An 18,000-nucleotide genomic window follows, 5' to 3' on the forward strand; every position below is an offset into this window, starting at 1 on the left:
GGTGCCCATGTCGGCATCGCCGACCCAGGCCGACCCGCCGATCGACGACGACGAGAAGCGGCTCGCCGAACTGGGCTACAGGCAGGAGCTCCGGCGCAAGTGGAGCGGGTTCTCCAACTTCGCCATCTCGTTCTCCATCATCTCGATTCTCGCCGGCTGCTTCACCACGTTCGGCCAGGCCTGGATGAACGGCGGGCCCGTCGCCATCTCGTGGGGCTGGCCCCTCATCTCGATCTTCATCCTGATCATCGGCTTCTGCATGTCCGAGCTCGTCTCGGCCTACCCGACGGCCGGCGGCATCTACTGGTGGGCCGCGAGGATGGGCAAGCCGGTCCACGGCTGGTTCACCGGCTGGCTCAACCTCGTCGGCCTGGTCGCGGTCACCGCCTCGGTCGACTACGGTTGCGCGACCTTCCTCAGCCTGGTGCTCGACGCCTACAGCTCCTGGGACAGCACCAACCTGAAGCTGACCTTCCTGCTGTTCGTCATCATCCTCGCGGCGCACGTGGCCATCAACATCTTCGGCCACCGCATCATCGACGTGCTCCAGAACGTGTCGGTGTGGTGGCACGTCGTCGGTGCGGCGGCGGTCGTACTGATCCTGGTGTTCGTGCCGGAGAAGCACCAGAGCCTCGAGTTCGTCTTCACCCAGCGTTTCAACAACTCCGGGTACTCCGACGCCACCTACTGGTTCCTCGTGCTGCCCTTCGGGTTCCTGCTCACGCAGTACACCATCACGGGTTTCGACGCCTGTGCCCACGTCTCGGAGGAGACCAAGGGCGCGTCGATGGCCGCGGCCAAGGGCCTGTGGCAGTCCATCTTCTACTCGGCGATCGGCGGCTGGATCCTGCTGCTGGCGTTCCTCTTCGCCGCGACCGACGTCGAGGCGATCACCAAGGCCAACGGGTTCTCGGGCGCCATCTTCCAGACCGCGCTGAGCGCCGGCTTCTTCAAGGCGGTCGTCCTCATCTCCACGATCGGGCAGTTCTTCTGCGGCATGAGCTGCGTGACGAGCATGTCCCGGATGACGTACGCCTTCAGCCGCGACCGCGCGGTGCCGGGCTGGCGGTCGTGGTCCAAGGTGGACCGCAACGGCACGCCGGTCAACGCCATCGTCGGCGCCGCGATCGCCGGCCTGGTCCTGACCCTGCCGGCCCTCTACACCAGCCCGACCGGCGCGCCGACCGCGTTCTACGCCGTCGTCTCCGTGGCGGTCATCGGCCTCTACCTCGCGTTCCTCATCCCCATCTACCTGCGGCTGCGGATGGGCGACCGGTTCGTGCCGGGGCCCTGGACGCTGGGCGCCAAGTACAAGGTGCTCGGCTGGATCGCCGTCATCGAGATCGCCGTGGTCTCGATCTACTTCATCATGCCCTTCACGCCGACCGCGATCCCCGGCAACGAGGGCTTCACCTGGACGGCCGTGAACTACGCGCCGATCGCCATCCTCGTGGTCATCGGCGGTGCCGCCCTCTGGTGGGCGGTCTCGGCACGGCACTGGTTCAAGGGCCCGATCCGGACGATCGACGAGACCCCGGCGGAGGGCATGGCCAAGGCCGCCGAGTAGGGAATGATAGATGGTCCGGGCCGGGATCCGGCCCGGACCATCACTGGGGAGGACGGATGCCGGCGGCTGCGGAGCCCCTCTCGGGCGTGCCGATGTGGCGGCCGGTGCGGGGCGGGAACGCGTTCGAGATCACCGTCGCCCGGCTCGCCCAGGCGATCCGGCTCGGGCTGGTGCCTGTGGGCGAGCGCCTGCCGCCGGAGCGGGAGCTGGCCGAGCGGCTCCAGGTGAGCCGCGTGACGCTGCGGGAGGCGATCGCCGCGCTGCGGGAGGCCGGGTTCCTGGAGTCGCGGCGGGGCCGGTCGGGCGGCACGTTCGTGGTGCGGTCGGCCGGGGACGCCACGCCCTCCCAGGACCGGGACGCCGCCGAGCTGGCCCGCGAGATGGGCGACGGGCTCCACGACGCCCTCGACTTCCGGCGGGTCCTGGAGCCCGGTGCGGCGGCGCTCGCCGCGACGCGCGCACTGTCGGCGGCCGACCGGGCGCACCTGGTCGCCTGTCTCGCCGCGGCGCGCACCCGCGACCCGCTGGACCGCCGGGTCAACGATTCCCGGCTGCACCTCGCGATCGCGTCGGCGAGCGGCTCGACGTCGGTCGCCGCGTCGATCGCCGACGTGCAGATGCGCCTGGACCGGCTGCTGGCCGCGATCCCGGTCCTGCGGCGCAACCTCGACCACTCCGACGCGCAGCACGAGCGGGTCGTGGAGGCGATCCTGGCCGGTGACCCGGCGGTGGCCCGAGCGGAGATGGAAGAGCACTGCGACGCCACCGCCGCGTTGTTGCGCGGCCTGCTGGGTTGAGTTTATGGTTTGCAAATAGACCTTTAGGGGTGGCCGATGTTGACCGTTGAGCAACTACGCGTCGCCGTCGACGAGGGAGAGATCGACACCGTCGTCGTGGCGATCACCGACATGCAGGGACGGCTGCAGGGCAAACGGTTCCACGCGCGCCACTTCCTCGACGAGGTCGTCGCGCACGGCACCGAGGGCTGCAACTACCTGCTCGCCGTCGACGTCGAGATGAACACCGTCGACGGCTACGAGATGTCCTCCTGGTCGCGGGGTTACGGCGACTTCGCGATGATCCCCGACTTCACGACGCTGCGGCGCATCCCGTGGCAGCCGGGCACCGCGCTGGTCCTGGCCGACCTGCGCTGGCTCGACGGCGAGGCGCCGGTCGCCGCCTCGCCCCGGCAGATCCTCCAGGCGCAGCTCGCCCGGCTGGCCGAGACCGGGCACACGGCCTACACCGGCACCGAGCTCGAGTTCGTCGTCTACCGCAACACCTACGAGGACGCCTACCGGCGCGGGTATCGCGACCTGACGCCCGCCAACCTCTTCAACGCCGACTACTCGCTGCTCCAGACGGCGCGCGTCGAGCCGCTGCTGCGGCGGATCCGCAACGACATGGCGGGTGCCGGCCTGGTGCCGGAGAGCGCGAAGGGCGAGTGCAACCTCGGCCAGCACGAGATCGCGTTCCGATACGACGAGGCGCTGCGCAACGCCGACGGCCACACGCTCTACAAGAACGGGGCGAAGGAGATCGCCGCCCTGGAGGGCATGTCCATCACGTTCATGGCCAAGCCCAACGCGCGCGAGGGCAGCTCCTGTCACATCCACTTCTCGCTGCGCGGCTCGGAGGGCCCGGTCGCCGCCGAGGTCTTCCGGCACGCGATGGCCGGCCTGCTCGGCACGATGCGCGAGTTCACGCTCCTCTACGCCCCGAACATCAACTCCTACAAGCGGTACCAGGCCGGCTCCTTCGCACCGACCGCGGTGCGCTGGGGCGACGACAACCGCACCTGCGCGCTTCGGGTCGTCGGCCACGGCACGTCGCGCCGGGTGGAAAACCGGGTGCCCGGGGCGGACGTCAACCCGTATCTCGCGATCGCCGCGATGACCGCCGGCGCCCTGCACGGCATCCGCAACGAGTTGCCGCTGGAGGACATCTACACCGGCAACGCCTACGAGGACGCCACCGCGCCCCGCGTCCCGTCGACACTGCGTGACGCCCTGGCTCTGTGGGAGTCCAGCGCCGTGGCCAAGGAGGCTTTCGGCGACGAGGTGGTGGCGCACTACGCCAACAACGCGAGGGTGGAGCTGGCGGCCTTCGAGTCGGCGGTGACGGACTGGGAACTGCTGCGCGGCTTCGAGCGCCTCTGACGCCACCAGCCGCGTTGATCTTGCAGTTGTGGTGGCGACAAAAGGGTAGTAATGCTGCCGATCCGGGCACCACAGGTGCAAGATCGACGGGAAAAGGGGGGAGGGAATGTGCGGGATGTTATTTCGCCGGTGACCGAGGGGGTCGTCGCCAGCGTGGCGGTGGCTTCGGTCGAGGACACCGACGCGGCCGTCGACCGGGCGCACCGGGCGTTTCAGGACTGGCGGGCCGTGTCACCCGGTGACCGGGCGCGGCTGCTGCGCCGCTTCGCCGCCGTCGTCGACGACCACAACGAAGAGCTCGCCCAGCTCGAGGTCCGCAACTCCGGACACACCATCGGCAACGCCCGCTGGGAGGCCGGCAACGTCCGCGACGTCCTCGACTACTACGCGGGTGCCCCGGAGCGGCTCAGCGGCCGCCAGATCCCCGTCGCGGGCGGCCTCGACGTCACCTGCTACGAGCCGCTCGGCGTCGTCGGCGTCATCGTCCCCTGGAACTTCCCGATGCCGATCGCCGGCTGGGGCTTCGCGCCCGCGCTCGCGGCCGGCAACACCGTCGTGCTCAAGCCCGCCGAGCTCACCCCGCTGACCGCGATCCGCCTCGGCGAGCTGGCCCTGGAGGCCGGCCTGCCGGAAGGGGTCCTGACGGTCGTGCCCGGCAAGGGATCCGTCGTGGGCGAGCGCTTCGTCACCCATCCGCTGGTCCGCAAGGTGTGCTTCACCGGGTCGACCGAGGTCGGCAAGCGCATCATGGCCGGCTGCGCCGATCAGGTGAAGCGGGTGACGCTGGAGCTGGGCGGCAAGAGCGCCAACATCGTGTTCGCCGACGCCGACCTCGCCCGGGCCGCCGCCGCCGCGCCCGGCGCGGTTTTCGACAACGCCGGCCAGGACTGCTGCGCCCGCTCCCGCCTGCTGGTCCAGGCGAGCGCCTACGACGAGTTCATGGGCCTGCTGGAGCAGTCGGTGAAGGCGTTCCGCTGCGAGGACCCGGCGCTGGAGAGCGCCCAGATGGGGCCGCTCATCTCCGCCGGGCGGCGCGCCTCGGTCGCATCCTATGTGGACGACGACGCCGTGCTGTTCCGCGGCACCGCGCCCGAGGGCGCCGGGTACTGGATGCCGCCGACCGTCCTGGGCGCGCGGTCCACGCAGGACCGGCACTGGCGGGAGGAGATCTTCGGGCCGGTGCTGTCCGTGCTGCGCTTCGACGACGAGGCCGACGCGATCCGGATGGCCAACGACACCGAATACGGGCTGTCGGGCTCGATCTGGACCCGCGACCTGGGCCGCGGCATCCGCGTCGCCCGGGGTGTCGAGGCGGGCAACCTCAGCGTCAACTCCAACTCCTCGGTGCGTTACTGGACCCCGTTCGGCGGGGTCAAGCAGAGCGGCCTGGGTCGCGAGCTCGGCCCGGACGCCGTCGCCGCGTTCTGCGAGGTCAAGAACATCTACTTCAGCACGGAGGCATAGGTGCGGGCACGTCTGCAGGACCGCGTCGCGGTCATCACCGGCGCCGGCAGCGGCATCGGGCTCGCCACCGCCCGCCGGTTCGCGTCGGAGGGCGCGAAGGTCGTCGCGGTGGACCTGAACGCCGACGCCGGCAGGGCCGCCGCGGAGGAGGTCGGCGGCGAGTTCGTCGCCGCCGACGTGGCCGACGCGGAGGCCGTGAAGGCGCTGTTCGACGGCGTCGTGGAGCGCCACGGCCGGCTCGACGTCGCGTTCAACAACGCCGGCATCTCCCCGCCCGACGACGACTCCATCCTGGAGACCGGCATCGAGGCGTGGGAGCGGGTGCTCAAGGTCAACACCACGAGCGTGTACCACTGCTGCAAGTACGCCATCCCGCACATGCTGGCGCAGGGCAAGGGCTCGATCATCAACACGGCCAGCTTCGTGGCCCTGATGGGCGCGGCGACGTCGCAGATCGCCTACACCGCCAGCAAGGGCGCCGTGCTGTCGATGACCCGCGAGCTCGGCGTCCAGTTCGCCCGCCAGGGCGTCCGGGTCAACGCGCTGTGCCCCGGCCCGATCGCCACCCCGCTGCTGCTGGAGCTGTTCGCGAAGGACCCGGAGCGCGCGGCCCGCCGGCTGGTGCACGTGCCGATGGGGCGCTTCGGCACGCCGGAGGAGATCGCCGGCGCCGTGGCGTTTCTCGCCAGTGACGACGCCTCGTTCATCACCGCCTCGACCTTCCTCGTCGACGGCGGCATCACCGGCGCCTACGTGACCCCGCTGTGAGGCCGCTGATCGGGATCACGGCCTATGCCGAGCCGGCGCGATGGGGCGTCTGGGACACCCGGGCGGTGTTGATTCCCGAGTCGTACGCGCGGATGGTGCGCGAAGCCGGCGCCCGCCCGGTCGTCCTGCCGCCCGACGCCGGTGACGACGCCGTCGAGCTGGTCCGGCGGCTCGACGGGCTGCTCCTGGCCGGCGGCGCCGACATCGCGCCGGAGCGCTACGGCGCCGAGGCGCATCCGGCGACGGCGACCCGCCCCGACCGGGACGCCGGCGAGCTGGCCGTCCTGACCGCCGCGCTCGACGCCGACCTGCCGGTGCTCGGCGTCTGCCGCGGCATGGAACTGCTGGCGGTCGCCTACGGCGGGACGCTGCACCAGCACCTGCCGGACCTGTTGGGCAACGCCCGGCACCAGCCGTCCCCGGGCGTCTACGGCGCCCACCCGGCCCGCTTCGCGCCCGGCTCCAGGGCGGCGGCCGTGTTCGGCCCGGCGGCGCAGGTGAACTCGTACCACCACCAGGCGGTCGACAAGCCCGGCACGCTGACGGTCACCGGCTGGGCCGACGACGACGTGGTCGAGGCCGTCGAGGATCCCGCGCGCCGGTTCGTGCTCGGCGTCCAGTGGCATCCCGAGGAGGCGGATGATGTGCGCCCCTTCGCGGCGCTCGTCACCGCGGTCTGAGTAGGTTTGGGGGATGCGGATCGGGTTCGGGCTGCCGGTGTCGGGCACGTGGGCCGCGCCGGACCGGCTGGCGCAGGTCGCCGGCGAGGCGGAGCGGATGGGGTATGACTCGCTCTGGACGTTCCAGCGCCTGTTCGTCGGGGCGGACCAGAAGGTCGACCCGGTGTACCAGAGCGTGCTCGACCCGCTCATCGCACTCGGGTATGCGGCAGCGCGTACCGAATCCATCCGCCTCGGCGTCGCGGTGATGAACCTGCCGTTCGTCTCCCCGGCGGTCCTCGCCAAGCAGGCGTCCACGCTCGACGTGCTCAGCGGCGGCCGGTTCGACCTGGGACTCGGGGTCGGCTGGGCGGAGGCCGAGTTCCAGGCGGCGGGCGCGTCGACGGAGCGCCGCGGCGCGCGCACGAAGGAGTACGTCGCCGTGCTGCGCACGCTGTGGGGCGACGAGGTGAGTCGGTTCGACGGCGAGTTCTACACGGTGCCGCCCGGCCGGATGCTGCCGAAGCCGATCCAGCGCCCCGGCCCGCCGATCCTGCTCGGCGGCTCGGTGCCGGCCGCGTTGCGCCGGGCCGGCCGCATCGCCGACGGCTGGGTCAGCCGCAGCGCACACGACCTCTCACAGATCCACAAGGACATCGCCCTGGTCCGTGCCGCTGCCGAGGAGGCCGGCCGCGAGCCAAACCGCCTGCGGTTCGTGTGCCGGAGCGTGCTGCGCCTGACCGACACCGAGATCGCGGGGGAACGGCGGCGTCTTTCGGGGACGTACGAGCAGGTGCGCGAGGATGTCGCCTGGCTCGGCACCCAGGGCGTCACCGAGGTCTTCTACGACCTCAACTGGGACCCGCGGGTCGCCGGTCCCGGCGTCGACCCGTCGGCGGCAGTCGATCGTGCGCTCACGGTCCTCCACAACCTCGCCCCGGTGGGACTAAGTTGAAGGCATGGCACGACCGGTCATCGGGCTCACGACCTATGCCGAGGAGACCCGATTCGGACTCAACGACACCTTCTCCGCGGTGCTGCCGCTGTCGTACGTCCACGCGGTGCACTCCTCCGGAGGCCGCGCGGTCCTGGTGACCCCGGACGATCCCGACGTCGACGTGCTCGACGGCCTCGACGGGATCGTGTTCACCGGCGGCTCCGACGTGAACCCGGACCTGTACGGTGAACCGCCGCACCCGACCACCAAGGTGAAGCCCGAGCGCGACGCCGCCGAGCTGCTGCTGATGCGCGCGGCCCTCGACGCCGACCTGCCCCTCTTCGGCATCTGCCGCGGCATGCAGCTCATGTGCGTGGCCTACGGCGGGCGGCTCCACCAGCACCTCCCCGACGTGCTGGGCCACCACAACCACCGGCCGGTGAGCGGCCCGAAATTCGGCGAACATCCGGTCCGTCTCGCGCCCGGGTCGAAAGCGGCAGCGGTGCTCGGTGCGGCTGTCGAGGTCAACTCCTTCCACCACCAGGGCATCGCCGACCCGGGCAAGCTGACGCCTACCGGCTGGTGCCCGGAGGACGACCTCATCGAGGTGGTCGAGGATCCGGCCAAGACATTCACGATCGGCGTGCAGTGGCACCCGGAGGACACGACCGACTTCCGCCTGTTCGTGGCCTTCGTCGAGGCCGCGCGCACCTTTCGGCAAAATGTAGCCATACGGCCATGACTCAGGATGTGGCCGTGCGGCGAGGACGTCGCCACGGTCGCCGACAACCCGCTTGCCGGGCTCCGCTACGAGATGCACGAAGGGGCGCTGCGGATGGCGCCGACGGCGGCCGGGTGGCACGACGCCATGGCGATCGAGGCGCGGCGGCCACGCGGCCCCGGCGCCCGTCGCGGTTCGAGCGGGAGGCACCGGAGGTACCACTTCCGGCTCTTGATCTTTGTCAGGATGCGGCCTCGTCCGAGGTGCGGTGCTCGATGCGCAGGTCAGGCGTGGTTTCGCGGTACTTCTCGCGATCGTCGGAGTCGCGCAGGAGGGCCTCGGCCTGCGCCTGCGGGTCGTCGCTGCCCGCCGCCAGCTCCTCTGGCAGGAGGAGGGCGGCCCGGTCCTGCACTCGGTCGTCGTCGATCATGCCGACCGGGTTACCCAGACCCTGCCCCGTTGATGCGCGTTAGGCTTTTCGGCATGACCGTCCGTGCACTACTCGCTCCCGGCACGCAGACCCCCTGGCGCCAGGTCCCCGGCAGCATCGCGCGCCCCGAATACGTCGGCAAGCGCGCGCCCAAGAAGCATCGCGGATCCGACGTGCAGTCGCCGGAGATCATCGAGAGGATGCGCGTCGCCAGCCGCCTCGCCGCCCAGGCGACCGAGTTGGCCGGCGAGCACGCCAAGCCGGGCGTCACCACGGACGAGATCGACCGCGTCGTGCACGAGTTCCTGTGCGACCACGGGGCCTACCCGTCGACGCTGGGCTACAAGGGCTTCCCGAAGTCGTGCTGCACCTCGCTCAACGAGGTCATCTGCCACGGCATCCCGGACTCGACCGTGATCCAGGACGGCGACATCCTCAACGTCGACGTGACCGCCTTCATCGGCGGGGTCCACGGCGACACCAACCAGACGTTCTGCGTCGGTGACGTGTCCGAGGACGCTCGTCTGCTCGTCGAGCGCACCCGTGAGGCGATGATGCGCGGCATCAGGGCGGTGGCGCCCGGGCGCCCGCTCAACGCGATCGGCCGGGTCATCGAGGCGTATGCGAAGCGGTTCCAGTACGGTGTCGTGCGCGACTTCACCGGCCATGGCATCAACGAGGTGTTCCACACCGGGCTCTACGTGCCGCACTACGACAACCCGCGACTCACGACGATCATGGAGCCGGGCATGACGTTCACCATCGAGCCGATGATCACACTCGGCACGCACGAGTATGACCTCTGGAAAGACGGCTGGACCGTGGTCACCAAGGACCGCAAGTGGACGGCCCAGTTCGAGCACACCATCGTCGTGACCGAGGACGGCTACGAGATCCTGACCCTGCCATGAGCCGTCCGGCGGCAGACGGGGCCGGGTTGTTCGTGGCCCGCTTCACCCGGCGGTCGTGGTGGTGGTCGGGCTCCGGCAGCTACTGCTCGGCGCGGCGGCCGGGGCGACATAGCTGATCGATCGACTTTTCGTGGCCTGACCCGTCTCGGGAAACCGGGTGGTCCCCGAGACGGCAGGGCTCACGAGACGGGTTTCTAACGACGCGGCTGCATCGTCGGACCGGCCCACGCGGTGCGGCGCATGTCGGGCTCCTCTCGTTTCGGACGCTCGTGGCGTGATGCATCGATCATCGCGGAGCGGCCCGGCCCATGGGGGGCTGTGCCGTAGCTGTGGCACGGTTTCGGGAGAGCCGGGATTTCCCCCGGGTCAGAGCTTCCCCGGGAACGGTACGGACATCGGCGTGACCCCGGCGGCCCGGCGAAACACGACAGCCCGGGCGGCGCAGTCCACGAGGGCGTCCAGCGACAGTTTCCGCACCTCACCGGTGGTGACCGGCAACGCGAGCCGCCATTGCGCGCCGGTGCGCTCCTCGATCAGCACCGCCAGCTTCAGCGCCGACGCCCGATCGGTGACCGGGAACGGCAGCGAGTAGGCCGGCGCGGCGGGCGGCGGCGTGACCCCGGCGCCGGCGAGCCGGACGATCAGTGCGTCGCGACGCGTCCGGTGCGCGGCCTCGGCGGTGCGGGCCAGGCTGACGGCGCCGTCGAGCTTCGGGCCGACCGTCCCGTAGCCGTAGATGGCGGCGTGCTCGGCCTGGAGCGCGGCGACGAGCCGCTCGTCGGACGGGGTCATGTCAGGGCCTCGATGTGGCCGGCGCGGCAGGCGGCGATCGACCCGAGCAGTGCCGCACGGTACGACGGGGCGGACAGGCACGCGTTCTCGGCGTCCGCGCGGGCCCGCTTCTCCAGGTTGACCAGTTCGGTGAGCGCCGCACCCTGCTCGGCCGGCGGCGCGTCCGCACTCGGCGCCGCGCTGCCCTGCGGGAACGGCCCGGACTCGTTGAGCCCGACCTCCCGGGCGAGCGCGATGACGTGCTGGTCGTGGTCGTCCTTCAGCGGCCCGAGCCGGTCCCGCAGGCCCGGAAAGGCGGACAGCGCCTCGCCGTAGCGGTCCCGCAGGGCGACCGTGCCCCGGAGCAGGGGCAGCAGGGCGTCGGGGGCCGGGTGCCACTCCGCGGTCTGTCGCGCGGCGGTGTCGCATCCCGCGGCAAGGGCCGTCATGAGCGCGGCGCCGCCGGCGAGGACGGTTCTGCGTGGGATGGACACGCGCATTAGTCAACACCATCCCGGCCTCTTCCGGTGCACCAGACTCACAGACCCTACGCACCGACCGGACCGGGTTTGGAGCGCCGCCGGGACGCCCCGCGGCACATCGCGTTACGCTCATGGCTGAGCCGCCCGCGCGTATCGACGCTGGCGGCGTGACGGCGTTTGCCCGGGAACCGGGCCCTATAGGGAAGGTGTCGACCGTGGCTCAGCATCGTCAGCGCCTGCTAGCGGTGGTCGAGCCCGTGGTCACCGCCACCGGCTACGACCTCGAGGACCTGTCGGTCAGCCGGGTGGGCCGCCGGCACCTGCTGCGGATCGCCGTCGACAGCGACAACGGGGTGGACCTCGACGCGGTCGCCGACCTGTCGCGCGCGGTCTCCGCCGCCCTCGACAAGGCGGAGGCGGACGGTGCTGAGCTGATCGCGGGGGAGTACGAGCTGGAGGTCGGTTCGCCGGGTGTCGCCCGGCCGCTGACCGAGCCGCGGCACTGGCGGCGCAACCGGACCCGGCTGGTGAGAGTCCGGGTGGATGGCCAAGAGGTGACCGGACGGGTGGTCGCCGCGGACGACGACGGCGTCACGCTGGACGTCAACGGCACCGCACAGACCGTTGCCTATGGTGCCCTCGGGCCCGGGCGGGTCCAGGTGGAGCTCAAGCGCCTCGCTGAGCTGCCGGACCTGCCCGACGTCGACGAGGATGAGGATGAGGAAGAGGAGGACGGGGAGTGAACATCGACCTTGCGGCCCTCCGCGCGCTGGAGCGCGAACGGGAGATCCCGTTCGAGACCATCCTCGCGGCGATCGAGACGGCCCTGCTGACGGCCTACCGGCACACCGAGGGTGCCAACGCGCACGCCCGGGTCGAGATCGACCGGCGCACGGGCGCGGCTTCGGTGCTGGCCCAGGACCTCGACGACGACGGCACGATCGTCCGGGAGTACGACGACACCCCGCACGACTTCGGGCGGATCGCCGCGATGACCGCCAAGCAGGTCATCCTGCAGCGGCTGCGTGAGGCGACCGACGAGGCGCACTTCGGGGAGTATGTCGGCCGGGACGGTGACCTGGTGACGGGTGTCATCCAGGCACACGAGGCACGGACCGAGAAGGGCATCGTCACCATCGACCTCGGCAAGATCGAGGGCATACTGCCGGCCGCCGAGCAGGTCCCGGGCGAGCGCTACGAGCACGGCCAGCGGATCAAGGCCATCGTCGTCCACGTGGCAAAAGGCTTCCGCGGACCCCAGGTCACCCTGTCCCGGTCCCATCCCAACCTGGTGAAGCGCCTGTTCGCACTGGAGGTGCCGGAGATCGCCGACGGCACGGTCGAGATCGCGGCCATCGCTCGGGAGGCCGGACACCGGACCAAGATCGCGGTCCGTTCGACGGTGCCGGGTGTGAACGCCAAGGGTGCCTGCATCGGGCCGATGGGCCAGCGGGTCCGGGCGGTCATGAGCGAGTTGCACGGTGAGAAGATCGACATTATCGACTGGTCCGAGGACCCGGCGCAGTTCGTCGGAAATGCCCTTTCTCCCGCAAAAGCGCTCAACGTCGAGGTCGTCGACGCGGCGAACCGAGCGGCCCGGGTGACCGTCCCCGACTTCCAGCTTTCCCTGGCCATCGGCCGTGAGGGCCAGAACGCGCGGCTCGCGGCGCGGCTCACCGGATGGCGGATCGACATTCGACCGGACAATGCGCCGGATGGCAACGTCGATCACGTCACCGGACCGGGCGCGGCGCGAGCCGAAAGTGCAGGGTAGACTTCTTGGCGGTACGTCGCACGCCCCCGGCTGGCATGCCCGCGATTCCGGCTGCGCCGGTTCGCACCTGTGTGGGTTGTCGGAAGCGTGCGTCATCCTCCGAGTTGCTGCGTGTTGTCGCGATCGAGTCCGGCCTTGACCAGTTCAGGGCTGTTCCCGATCCGGCCCGCAGACGGCCGGGTCGGGGAGCGCACCTGCATCCTGATCCGGCTTGCCTCGCGCTAGCGGAGCGTCGGCGCGCCTTCGGGCGGGCTCTGCGCGTGACCGGGGTCCTCGACACCGGTTCGCTTGCCGAAGCCGTCGCCGCGGCGGCGCCGTCCTCGATGGCGGCCTCCGGCGGGGTGACGGTGACGGAGCCGGAGCAATCGCGGTGATCGGAACCGCCGATGGTGGGAGCGCGACGCTCTCACCCGGACACGCAAGGTAGGACGACGGACATGAGCACACGATGAAGTCCCTGAGATGACCAGGCTTCAAGTGCACGAGTGAGGTCGGTGCGGACTTTGCCGCCCGGCCTCGAGATGAGGAGTGTAGTGGCAGGCAAGGCCCGCGTACACGAGCTGGCGAAAGAGCTCGGGGTCGAAAGCAAGACCGTGCTCGCGAAGCTGCAGGAGCTTGGCGAGTACGTGAAGTCCGCATCCAGCACGGTCGAGGCGCCTGTGGCGCGCCGGCTGCGTGCGAGCTTCGAGTCCGGAGGTGCCGGCTCGGCACCGTCCATCCCTCCTGCGCCGGCATCGTCGGCCCCATCGGCCGCGCCCGTTCCGACGGCACCGCGTCCGACGCCGGTCAGCCCGGCAGCCAAGCCGTTCGCGCCGCCGAAGCGGCCGCAGCCCCAGGCGGGCGGCGGTCAGGGCGGTGGACGAGGCCCCGTTCCCGGACCGCCGCGCCCGACCCCGCCGGCGGTCAAGCCCACAAGCGCACACGACATCGAGGTGGCCGCAGCCGAGCAGCGCGCCGCCGCGCTGAAGGCTGAGCAGGAAGCGGCGATGAAGGCCGCCCAGCAGGCCCGTCAGCGTGAGAACACCCGGCGTGACACGCCGCCGTCCGGCGGTGGCGCCCCGGCGCCGGGACCCCGTCCGGGTCCGGTGCCGGCGCCGCCCGGTGCCGCGCCGGCCCCGGGCGCACCGCGTCCCGGCCAAGGCCCACGCCCCGGTGGCAATCGCCCGCCGGGCCGGTCGCCGGGCAACAACCCGTTCGGTGTCTCCGGTGGCGCGACCCCGCGTCCCGCGACACCGGGCAACATCCCGCGGCCCAACCCGTCCTCGATGCCGCCGCGGCCCAACCCCGCCTCGATGGGCGGCCCCCGGCCGAACCCGTCGCAGATGCCGAGCCAGCGCCCGGGTCGCCCCGGTGGCGCCGGTGGTGACCGTCCCGGTCGTCCCGGCGGCGGTGGCGGCTTCCGCGGCGGTCCCGGTGGCGGTGCCGGTCGTCCCGGCGGTCCCGGTGGCGGCGGCGGTGGCGGTGGCTTCCGCGGCGGTCCCGGTGGTGGCGGCGGCGGAGGTTTCCGCGGCGGTCCCGGTGGTGGCGGCGGCGGAGGTTTCCGCGGCGGTCCCGGCGGTGGCGGCGGCGGCGCTCCCGCGGGTGCGGGAGGTGCCGGTCGTCCCGGTGGTGGCGGCGGTGGTCGTGGCCGTGGCGGCGGTGCCGCGGGCGCCTTCGGGCGTCCGGGCGGTCGCCCGACCCGTGGCCGCAAGTCGAAGAAGCAGCGCAGACAAGAGTTCGACAACCTCTCCGCGCCCACCATGGGCTCGGGCGCCCCACGGGGTCAGGGTCAGACGATCCGCCTCCCGCAGGGTGCGTCGCTGTCGGACTTCGCCGACCGGATCAACGCCAACCCGGGCTCGCTCGTCCAGGAGATGTTCAACCTGGGCGAGATGGTGACGGCCACCCAGTCGTGCACCAACGAGACGCTGCAGTTGCTCGGTGAGCACCTCGGCTTCGACGTGCAGATCGTCAGCCCCGAGGACGAGGACCGCGAGCTGCTGGCCCGCTTCGACATCGACCTCGACGCCGACGTCGACGAGGAGCGCCTCGTCACGCGGCCGCCGGTCGTGACCGTCATGGGTCACGTCGACCACGGCAAGACGAAGCTGCTGGACGCGATCCGGCAGACGAACGTCGCCGCGGGCGAGGCGGGTGGTATCACCCAGCACATCGGTGCCTACCAGGTGCACGTCGAGCACGAGGGCGAAGACCGCGCGATCACGTTCATCGACACCCCGGGTCACGAGGCGTTCACCGCCATGCGTGCCCGTGGTGCCCAGGCCACGGACATCGTGGTCCTGGTGGTCGCGGCCGACGACGGTGTCATGCCCCAGACGATCGAGGCGTTGAACCACGCCCGGGCGGCCGACGTGCCGATCGTGGTCGCGGTCAACAAGATCGACAAGCCTGAGGCCAACCCGGGCAAGGTGCGCCAGGAGCTGACGCAGTATGGGCTGGTCGCCGAGGATTACGGCGGCGAGACCATGTTCGTCGACATCTCCGCGAAGAGCCGCATCAACATCGAAGGGCTCCTCGAGGCGGTGCTGCTGACCGCGGACGCCGCCCTCGACCTGCGGGCGCCCATCGACGGGCCGGCGCAGGGCATCGCGATCGAGTCGCACCTCGACCGCGGTCGTGGTCCGGTCGCGACGGTGCTCGTCGAGAAGGGCACGCTCAACGTCGGTGACTCGATCGTCGCCGGCCGGGCGTATGGTCGCGTCCGCGCGATGCTCGACGAGAACGGCAAGCCCGTGCCGCACGCCGGTCCGGCCCGCCCGGTCCTGGTGCTCGGTCTGACCTCGGTGCCCGGCGCCGGCGACACGTTCCTCGCCGCCGACGACGACCGCACCGCACGGCAGATCGCCGAGCAGCGGCAGGCCCGTCGCCGCGCGGCCGAGATGGCCTCGCGCACCGGCCGGGTCACCCTCGAGACGCTCTTCGAGCAGCTCAAGGAGGGCGAGAAGACCACGCTCAACCTCATCCTCAAGGGCGACGGTTCGGGCTCGGTCGAGGCGCTCGAGGACGCTCTGGTCAAGATCGTGGTTTCGGACGAGGTCCAGCTACGCATCATCCACCGGGGTGTCGGTGCCGTCACCCAGGACGACGTCAACCTGGCCAGCGCGTCGGACGCGATCATCATCGGGTTCAACGTGCGGGCCGAGGGGCGCACCCGGGAGCAGGCCGACCGCGAGGGCGTGGAGATCCGGTACTACACCGTCATCTACCAGGCCATCGAGGAGATCGAGACCGCGCTCAAGGGCATGCTCAAGCCGATCTACGAGGAGGTCGAGCTCGGCTCGGCGGAGATCCGCGAGGTCTTCCGCTCGTCGCGCTTCGGCAACATCGCCGGCTGCATCGTCCGTACCGGCCTCATCCGGCGCAACAGCAAGGCGCGCCTCATCCGCGACGGCGCCGTCGTGTCGGACAGCCTGTCGATCGCCGGTCTGCGGCGGTTCAAGGACGACGCGACCGAGGTCCGCGAAGGGTTCGAGTGCGGTATCACGCTCGGCACCTACAACGACATCCAGGTCGGCGACGTCATCGAGACGTGGGAGCTGCGCGAGAAGGCGCGTAGCTGATCACCTCGAGGTGCTCGAAGGGGCCGTGGGTCATCCCGCGGCCCCTTCGCATGTGCCGTCTTCGGCACGCCGGGACGGTCGACTCGGCGATGTGACGGGCGTGCCGTCGGCCGGGTCATGAGTCTTTCGTGGCGGTCGATCGAGCAAGGCCGCGAAGTTAAGCCCAACGGCCTCTTGTCACCCGGACCAGGCTGACAATTCGGGCGCTGGGCTCGGAGGCGTCGCCGCCGAGGTGTGCCGGCCGGCCCGCGTTCCGGCGCAATCCCGCCGCCAGGCCGGGCGACTCCATGATCATGGGAAAGATCTGGCTATCGGGGCAGCCGCATCTTTCCCATGATGGGGTCGCCCGGCACGGAACGCGCCGCCCGGGTCCAGCAGCGATCATGAGCGGCAGACACCAGCCGCACGACTGTGCGGCATCATCCAGTAGCGCAATACCGGGGTGGACAGACGACCGAACGGCTCAACTTCGCGGCCTTGGTCGATCGAGGTGCGCGGCGGGACATGCTGTCCCGGTCGTGGTGGCGGCGCCGGCCACCAGCGGCACCGTGGTCCGGTGCCCGCGGCGGGCACCGCTGCCGGAGAGGCCTCCGCTGCTGGTCTCCTGAGGCCGCTCGCGGCCCCTTGCGTGGAATACCGGGAGACGGTTCAGCCGTCCGCCGGATAAGATGCTGCGCCGTGTATACCGGAACCGCGGTCTTCGACCTTCTTCTTCCCGATGATTCGCGCTCCCTGAAGGCCAAGCGGTCGTATGTGCGGCCCCTGGTGGCCCATCTGCGCAAGTTCGAGGTGTCCGTCGCCGAGGTGGGGGCCCTTGACCTGCACGGACGGACCGAGATCGGGGTCGCCGTCGTCGCGGCCGAGGCCGGGCACGTGCGGGAGGTGCTGGACAGTTGCGAGCGGGCGGTCGCGGGCCGGCCCGAGGTGGAGTTGCTCTCCGTGCGCCGTCGGCTGCACGGTGACGACGACGAGTAATCCTGCGTTCCGAACGCGGCCCTGTGGGCGGGTCGCGGGTACTGTCAGAGCGTTGGTCAGATCTCCAGATCCGGGGCGGTCGGCGACCGACCGGCGGATCGTTTGGCTGCGGAGGTGTTCGAGATGACGGATCCGGCGAAGGTGCGGCGGCACGCGGAGCGTGTGCGGGAACTTGTCGCATCGGTGGTGCGGACGCAGATCAAGGACCCCCGGCTGGGCATGATCACGATCACCGACGCGCGGATCACGGCTGATCTGCGCGAAGCGACGGTGTTCTACACGGTGCTCGGTGACGCGGCGGCACAGGCCGGCACCGCGGCCGCTCTGGAGAGCGCCAAGGGCCTGCTGCGCTCGACCGTGGGAAAGGCGCTCGGGCTGCGGCACTCACCCAGCCTGACGTTCGTGCACGACGACGTGTCCGACCACGCCAAGCACATCGACGAGTTGCTGGCCAGCGCCCGCAGCGCCGACGCCGAGGTGCAGCGGCTCGCCGCGGGCGCCCGATACGCGGGTGACCCCCAGCCGTACAAGCTGGAGGACGACCAGGACGACCTGGAGTCCGACGGCGCCGACGACGAGGTGGTCGTCGGCCAGGACCGGCGGTGACCGGGCTCGCGCCCGGCACCGTGCCGGGCGCGGGCACCGGCCTGCCGGCCGGCGCGACGAAACCCGGCGTTGTGAAACCAGGCGTCGTGAAACCCGAGGTTGTGAAACCCGAGGTTGTAAAACCTGACGTGGTGAAATCCGACGCTGGGGAAGCACGCGTCGCGAAATCCGGCACGGGGAACGCCGCCATGGGCGACGGTGACCGGGCGGGGCCGG

The 18,000-nt window shown here is 71.0% G+C and carries 18 protein-coding genes; 15 read left to right on the forward strand and 3 right to left on the reverse strand.

Annotation, left to right across the window (positions count from 1 at the left end; all coding sequences use genetic code 11):
* The first annotated feature begins 7 nt into the window (after positions 1-7).
* The 8 genes from Drose_RS08315 (at position 8) to Drose_RS08350 (ending at position 8,296) form a co-directional block, all read left to right on the forward strand.
* Entirely contained in the window at positions 8-1,567 is a 1,560-nt protein-coding gene (locus Drose_RS08315; RefSeq protein ID WP_260727591.1) for an amino acid permease, read from the forward strand.
* A gap of 56 nt (positions 1,568-1,623) precedes the next feature.
* Entirely contained in the window at positions 1,624-2,364 is a 741-nt protein-coding gene (locus Drose_RS08320; protein WP_260727592.1) for a FadR/GntR family transcriptional regulator, read from the forward strand.
* A gap of 36 nt (positions 2,365-2,400) precedes the next feature.
* The gene (locus Drose_RS08325; protein WP_260727593.1) at positions 2,401-3,726 is read left to right on the forward strand and encodes a glutamine synthetase family protein; all 1,326 of its coding nucleotides are present in this window, start codon (positions 2,401-2,403) and stop codon (positions 3,724-3,726) included.
* 108 nt (positions 3,727-3,834) lie between these two features.
* Complete coding sequence (locus Drose_RS08330; RefSeq protein ID WP_343870628.1) at positions 3,835-5,190, forward strand: aldehyde dehydrogenase family protein; 1,356 nt, start codon at positions 3,835-3,837, stop codon at positions 5,188-5,190.
* Positions 5,191-5,958, forward strand: a complete 768-nt coding sequence (locus Drose_RS08335; protein ID WP_260727595.1) for a 3-oxoacyl-ACP reductase — start codon at positions 5,191-5,193, stop codon at positions 5,956-5,958.
* Positions 5,955-6,638 carry a gamma-glutamyl-gamma-aminobutyrate hydrolase family protein gene (locus Drose_RS08340; protein WP_260727596.1) on the forward strand — a complete coding sequence of 228 codons (684 nt, stop codon included), beginning with the start codon at positions 5,955-5,957 and terminating at the stop codon, positions 6,636-6,638. Before Drose_RS08335 ends, Drose_RS08340 begins: the two co-directional genes overlap by 4 nt.
* Positions 6,639-6,651: 13 nt before the next feature.
* Positions 6,652-7,572 carry an LLM class flavin-dependent oxidoreductase gene (locus tag Drose_RS08345; protein WP_260727597.1) on the forward strand — a complete coding sequence of 307 codons (921 nt, stop codon included), beginning with the start codon at positions 6,652-6,654 and terminating at the stop codon, positions 7,570-7,572.
* A gap of 4 nt (positions 7,573-7,576) precedes the next feature.
* Positions 7,577-8,296, forward strand: a complete 720-nt coding sequence (locus Drose_RS08350; RefSeq protein WP_260727598.1) for a gamma-glutamyl-gamma-aminobutyrate hydrolase family protein — start codon at positions 7,577-7,579, stop codon at positions 8,294-8,296.
* 220 nt (positions 8,297-8,516) lie between these two features.
* Here Drose_RS08350 and Drose_RS08355 read toward each other — a convergent pair whose 3' ends face one another.
* Positions 8,517-8,705: a hypothetical protein gene (locus Drose_RS08355; RefSeq protein ID WP_260727599.1), complete on the reverse strand. Its 189-nt coding sequence runs from the start codon at positions 8,703-8,705 to the stop codon at positions 8,517-8,519.
* Between the two features lie 53 nt (positions 8,706-8,758).
* Here Drose_RS08355 and map point away from each other — a divergent pair, with 53 nt between their 5' ends.
* Positions 8,759-9,616 carry a type I methionyl aminopeptidase gene (gene map / locus Drose_RS08360; protein WP_260727600.1) on the forward strand — a complete coding sequence of 286 codons (858 nt, stop codon included), beginning with the start codon at positions 8,759-8,761 and terminating at the stop codon, positions 9,614-9,616.
* Between the two features lie 366 nt (positions 9,617-9,982).
* On the opposite strand, the gene Drose_RS08365 is transcribed toward map, so the two are convergent.
* On the reverse strand, positions 9,983-10,408 hold the full coding sequence (locus Drose_RS08365) for a ferritin-like domain-containing protein (RefSeq protein ID WP_260727601.1): 426 nt from the start codon (positions 10,406-10,408) through the stop codon (positions 9,983-9,985).
* Positions 10,405-10,887, reverse strand: coding sequence for a hypothetical protein (locus Drose_RS08370; protein WP_260727602.1), 483 nt, complete (start codon positions 10,885-10,887; stop codon positions 10,405-10,407). The genes Drose_RS08365 and Drose_RS08370 overlap by 4 nt, the downstream gene beginning before the upstream one ends.
* Before the next feature lie 113 nt (positions 10,888-11,000).
* Between Drose_RS08370 and rimP the strand changes: the two genes are divergently transcribed.
* The 6 genes from rimP (at position 11,001) to rbfA (ending at position 17,784) form a co-directional block, all read left to right on the forward strand.
* The gene (rimP, locus tag Drose_RS08375; RefSeq protein ID WP_390891341.1) at positions 11,001-11,612 is read left to right on the forward strand and encodes a ribosome maturation factor RimP; all 612 of its coding nucleotides are present in this window, start codon (positions 11,001-11,003) and stop codon (positions 11,610-11,612) included.
* Entirely contained in the window at positions 11,609-12,643 is a 1,035-nt protein-coding gene (gene nusA / locus Drose_RS08380) for a transcription termination factor NusA (protein WP_260727604.1), read from the forward strand. Before rimP ends, nusA begins: the two co-directional genes overlap by 4 nt.
* Positions 12,644-12,678: 35 nt before the next feature.
* Positions 12,679-13,017: a YlxR family protein gene (locus Drose_RS08385; RefSeq protein ID WP_260729652.1), complete on the forward strand. Its 339-nt coding sequence runs from the start codon at positions 12,679-12,681 to the stop codon at positions 13,015-13,017.
* Positions 13,018-13,176: 159 nt separating this feature from the next.
* Positions 13,177-16,203, forward strand: coding sequence for a translation initiation factor IF-2 (gene infB, locus Drose_RS08390; RefSeq protein WP_260727605.1), 3,027 nt, complete (start codon positions 13,177-13,179; stop codon positions 16,201-16,203).
* Between the two features lie 678 nt (positions 16,204-16,881).
* Positions 16,882-17,178 carry a DUF503 domain-containing protein gene (locus tag Drose_RS08395; RefSeq protein ID WP_260727606.1) on the forward strand — a complete coding sequence of 99 codons (297 nt, stop codon included), beginning with the start codon at positions 16,882-16,884 and terminating at the stop codon, positions 17,176-17,178.
* A 123-nt stretch (positions 17,179-17,301) separates the two neighbouring features.
* Positions 17,302-17,784 (forward strand): 30S ribosome-binding factor RbfA, encoded by a 483-nt coding sequence (gene rbfA, locus Drose_RS08400; RefSeq protein WP_260727607.1) that lies wholly within the window; start codon positions 17,302-17,304, stop codon positions 17,782-17,784.
* Positions 17,785-18,000: the final 216 nt, after the last annotated feature.

This window comes from Dactylosporangium roseum, from assembly GCF_025264685.1.
GTDB classification, from domain to species: domain Bacteria; phylum Actinomycetota; class Actinomycetes; order Mycobacteriales; family Micromonosporaceae; genus Dactylosporangium; species Dactylosporangium roseum.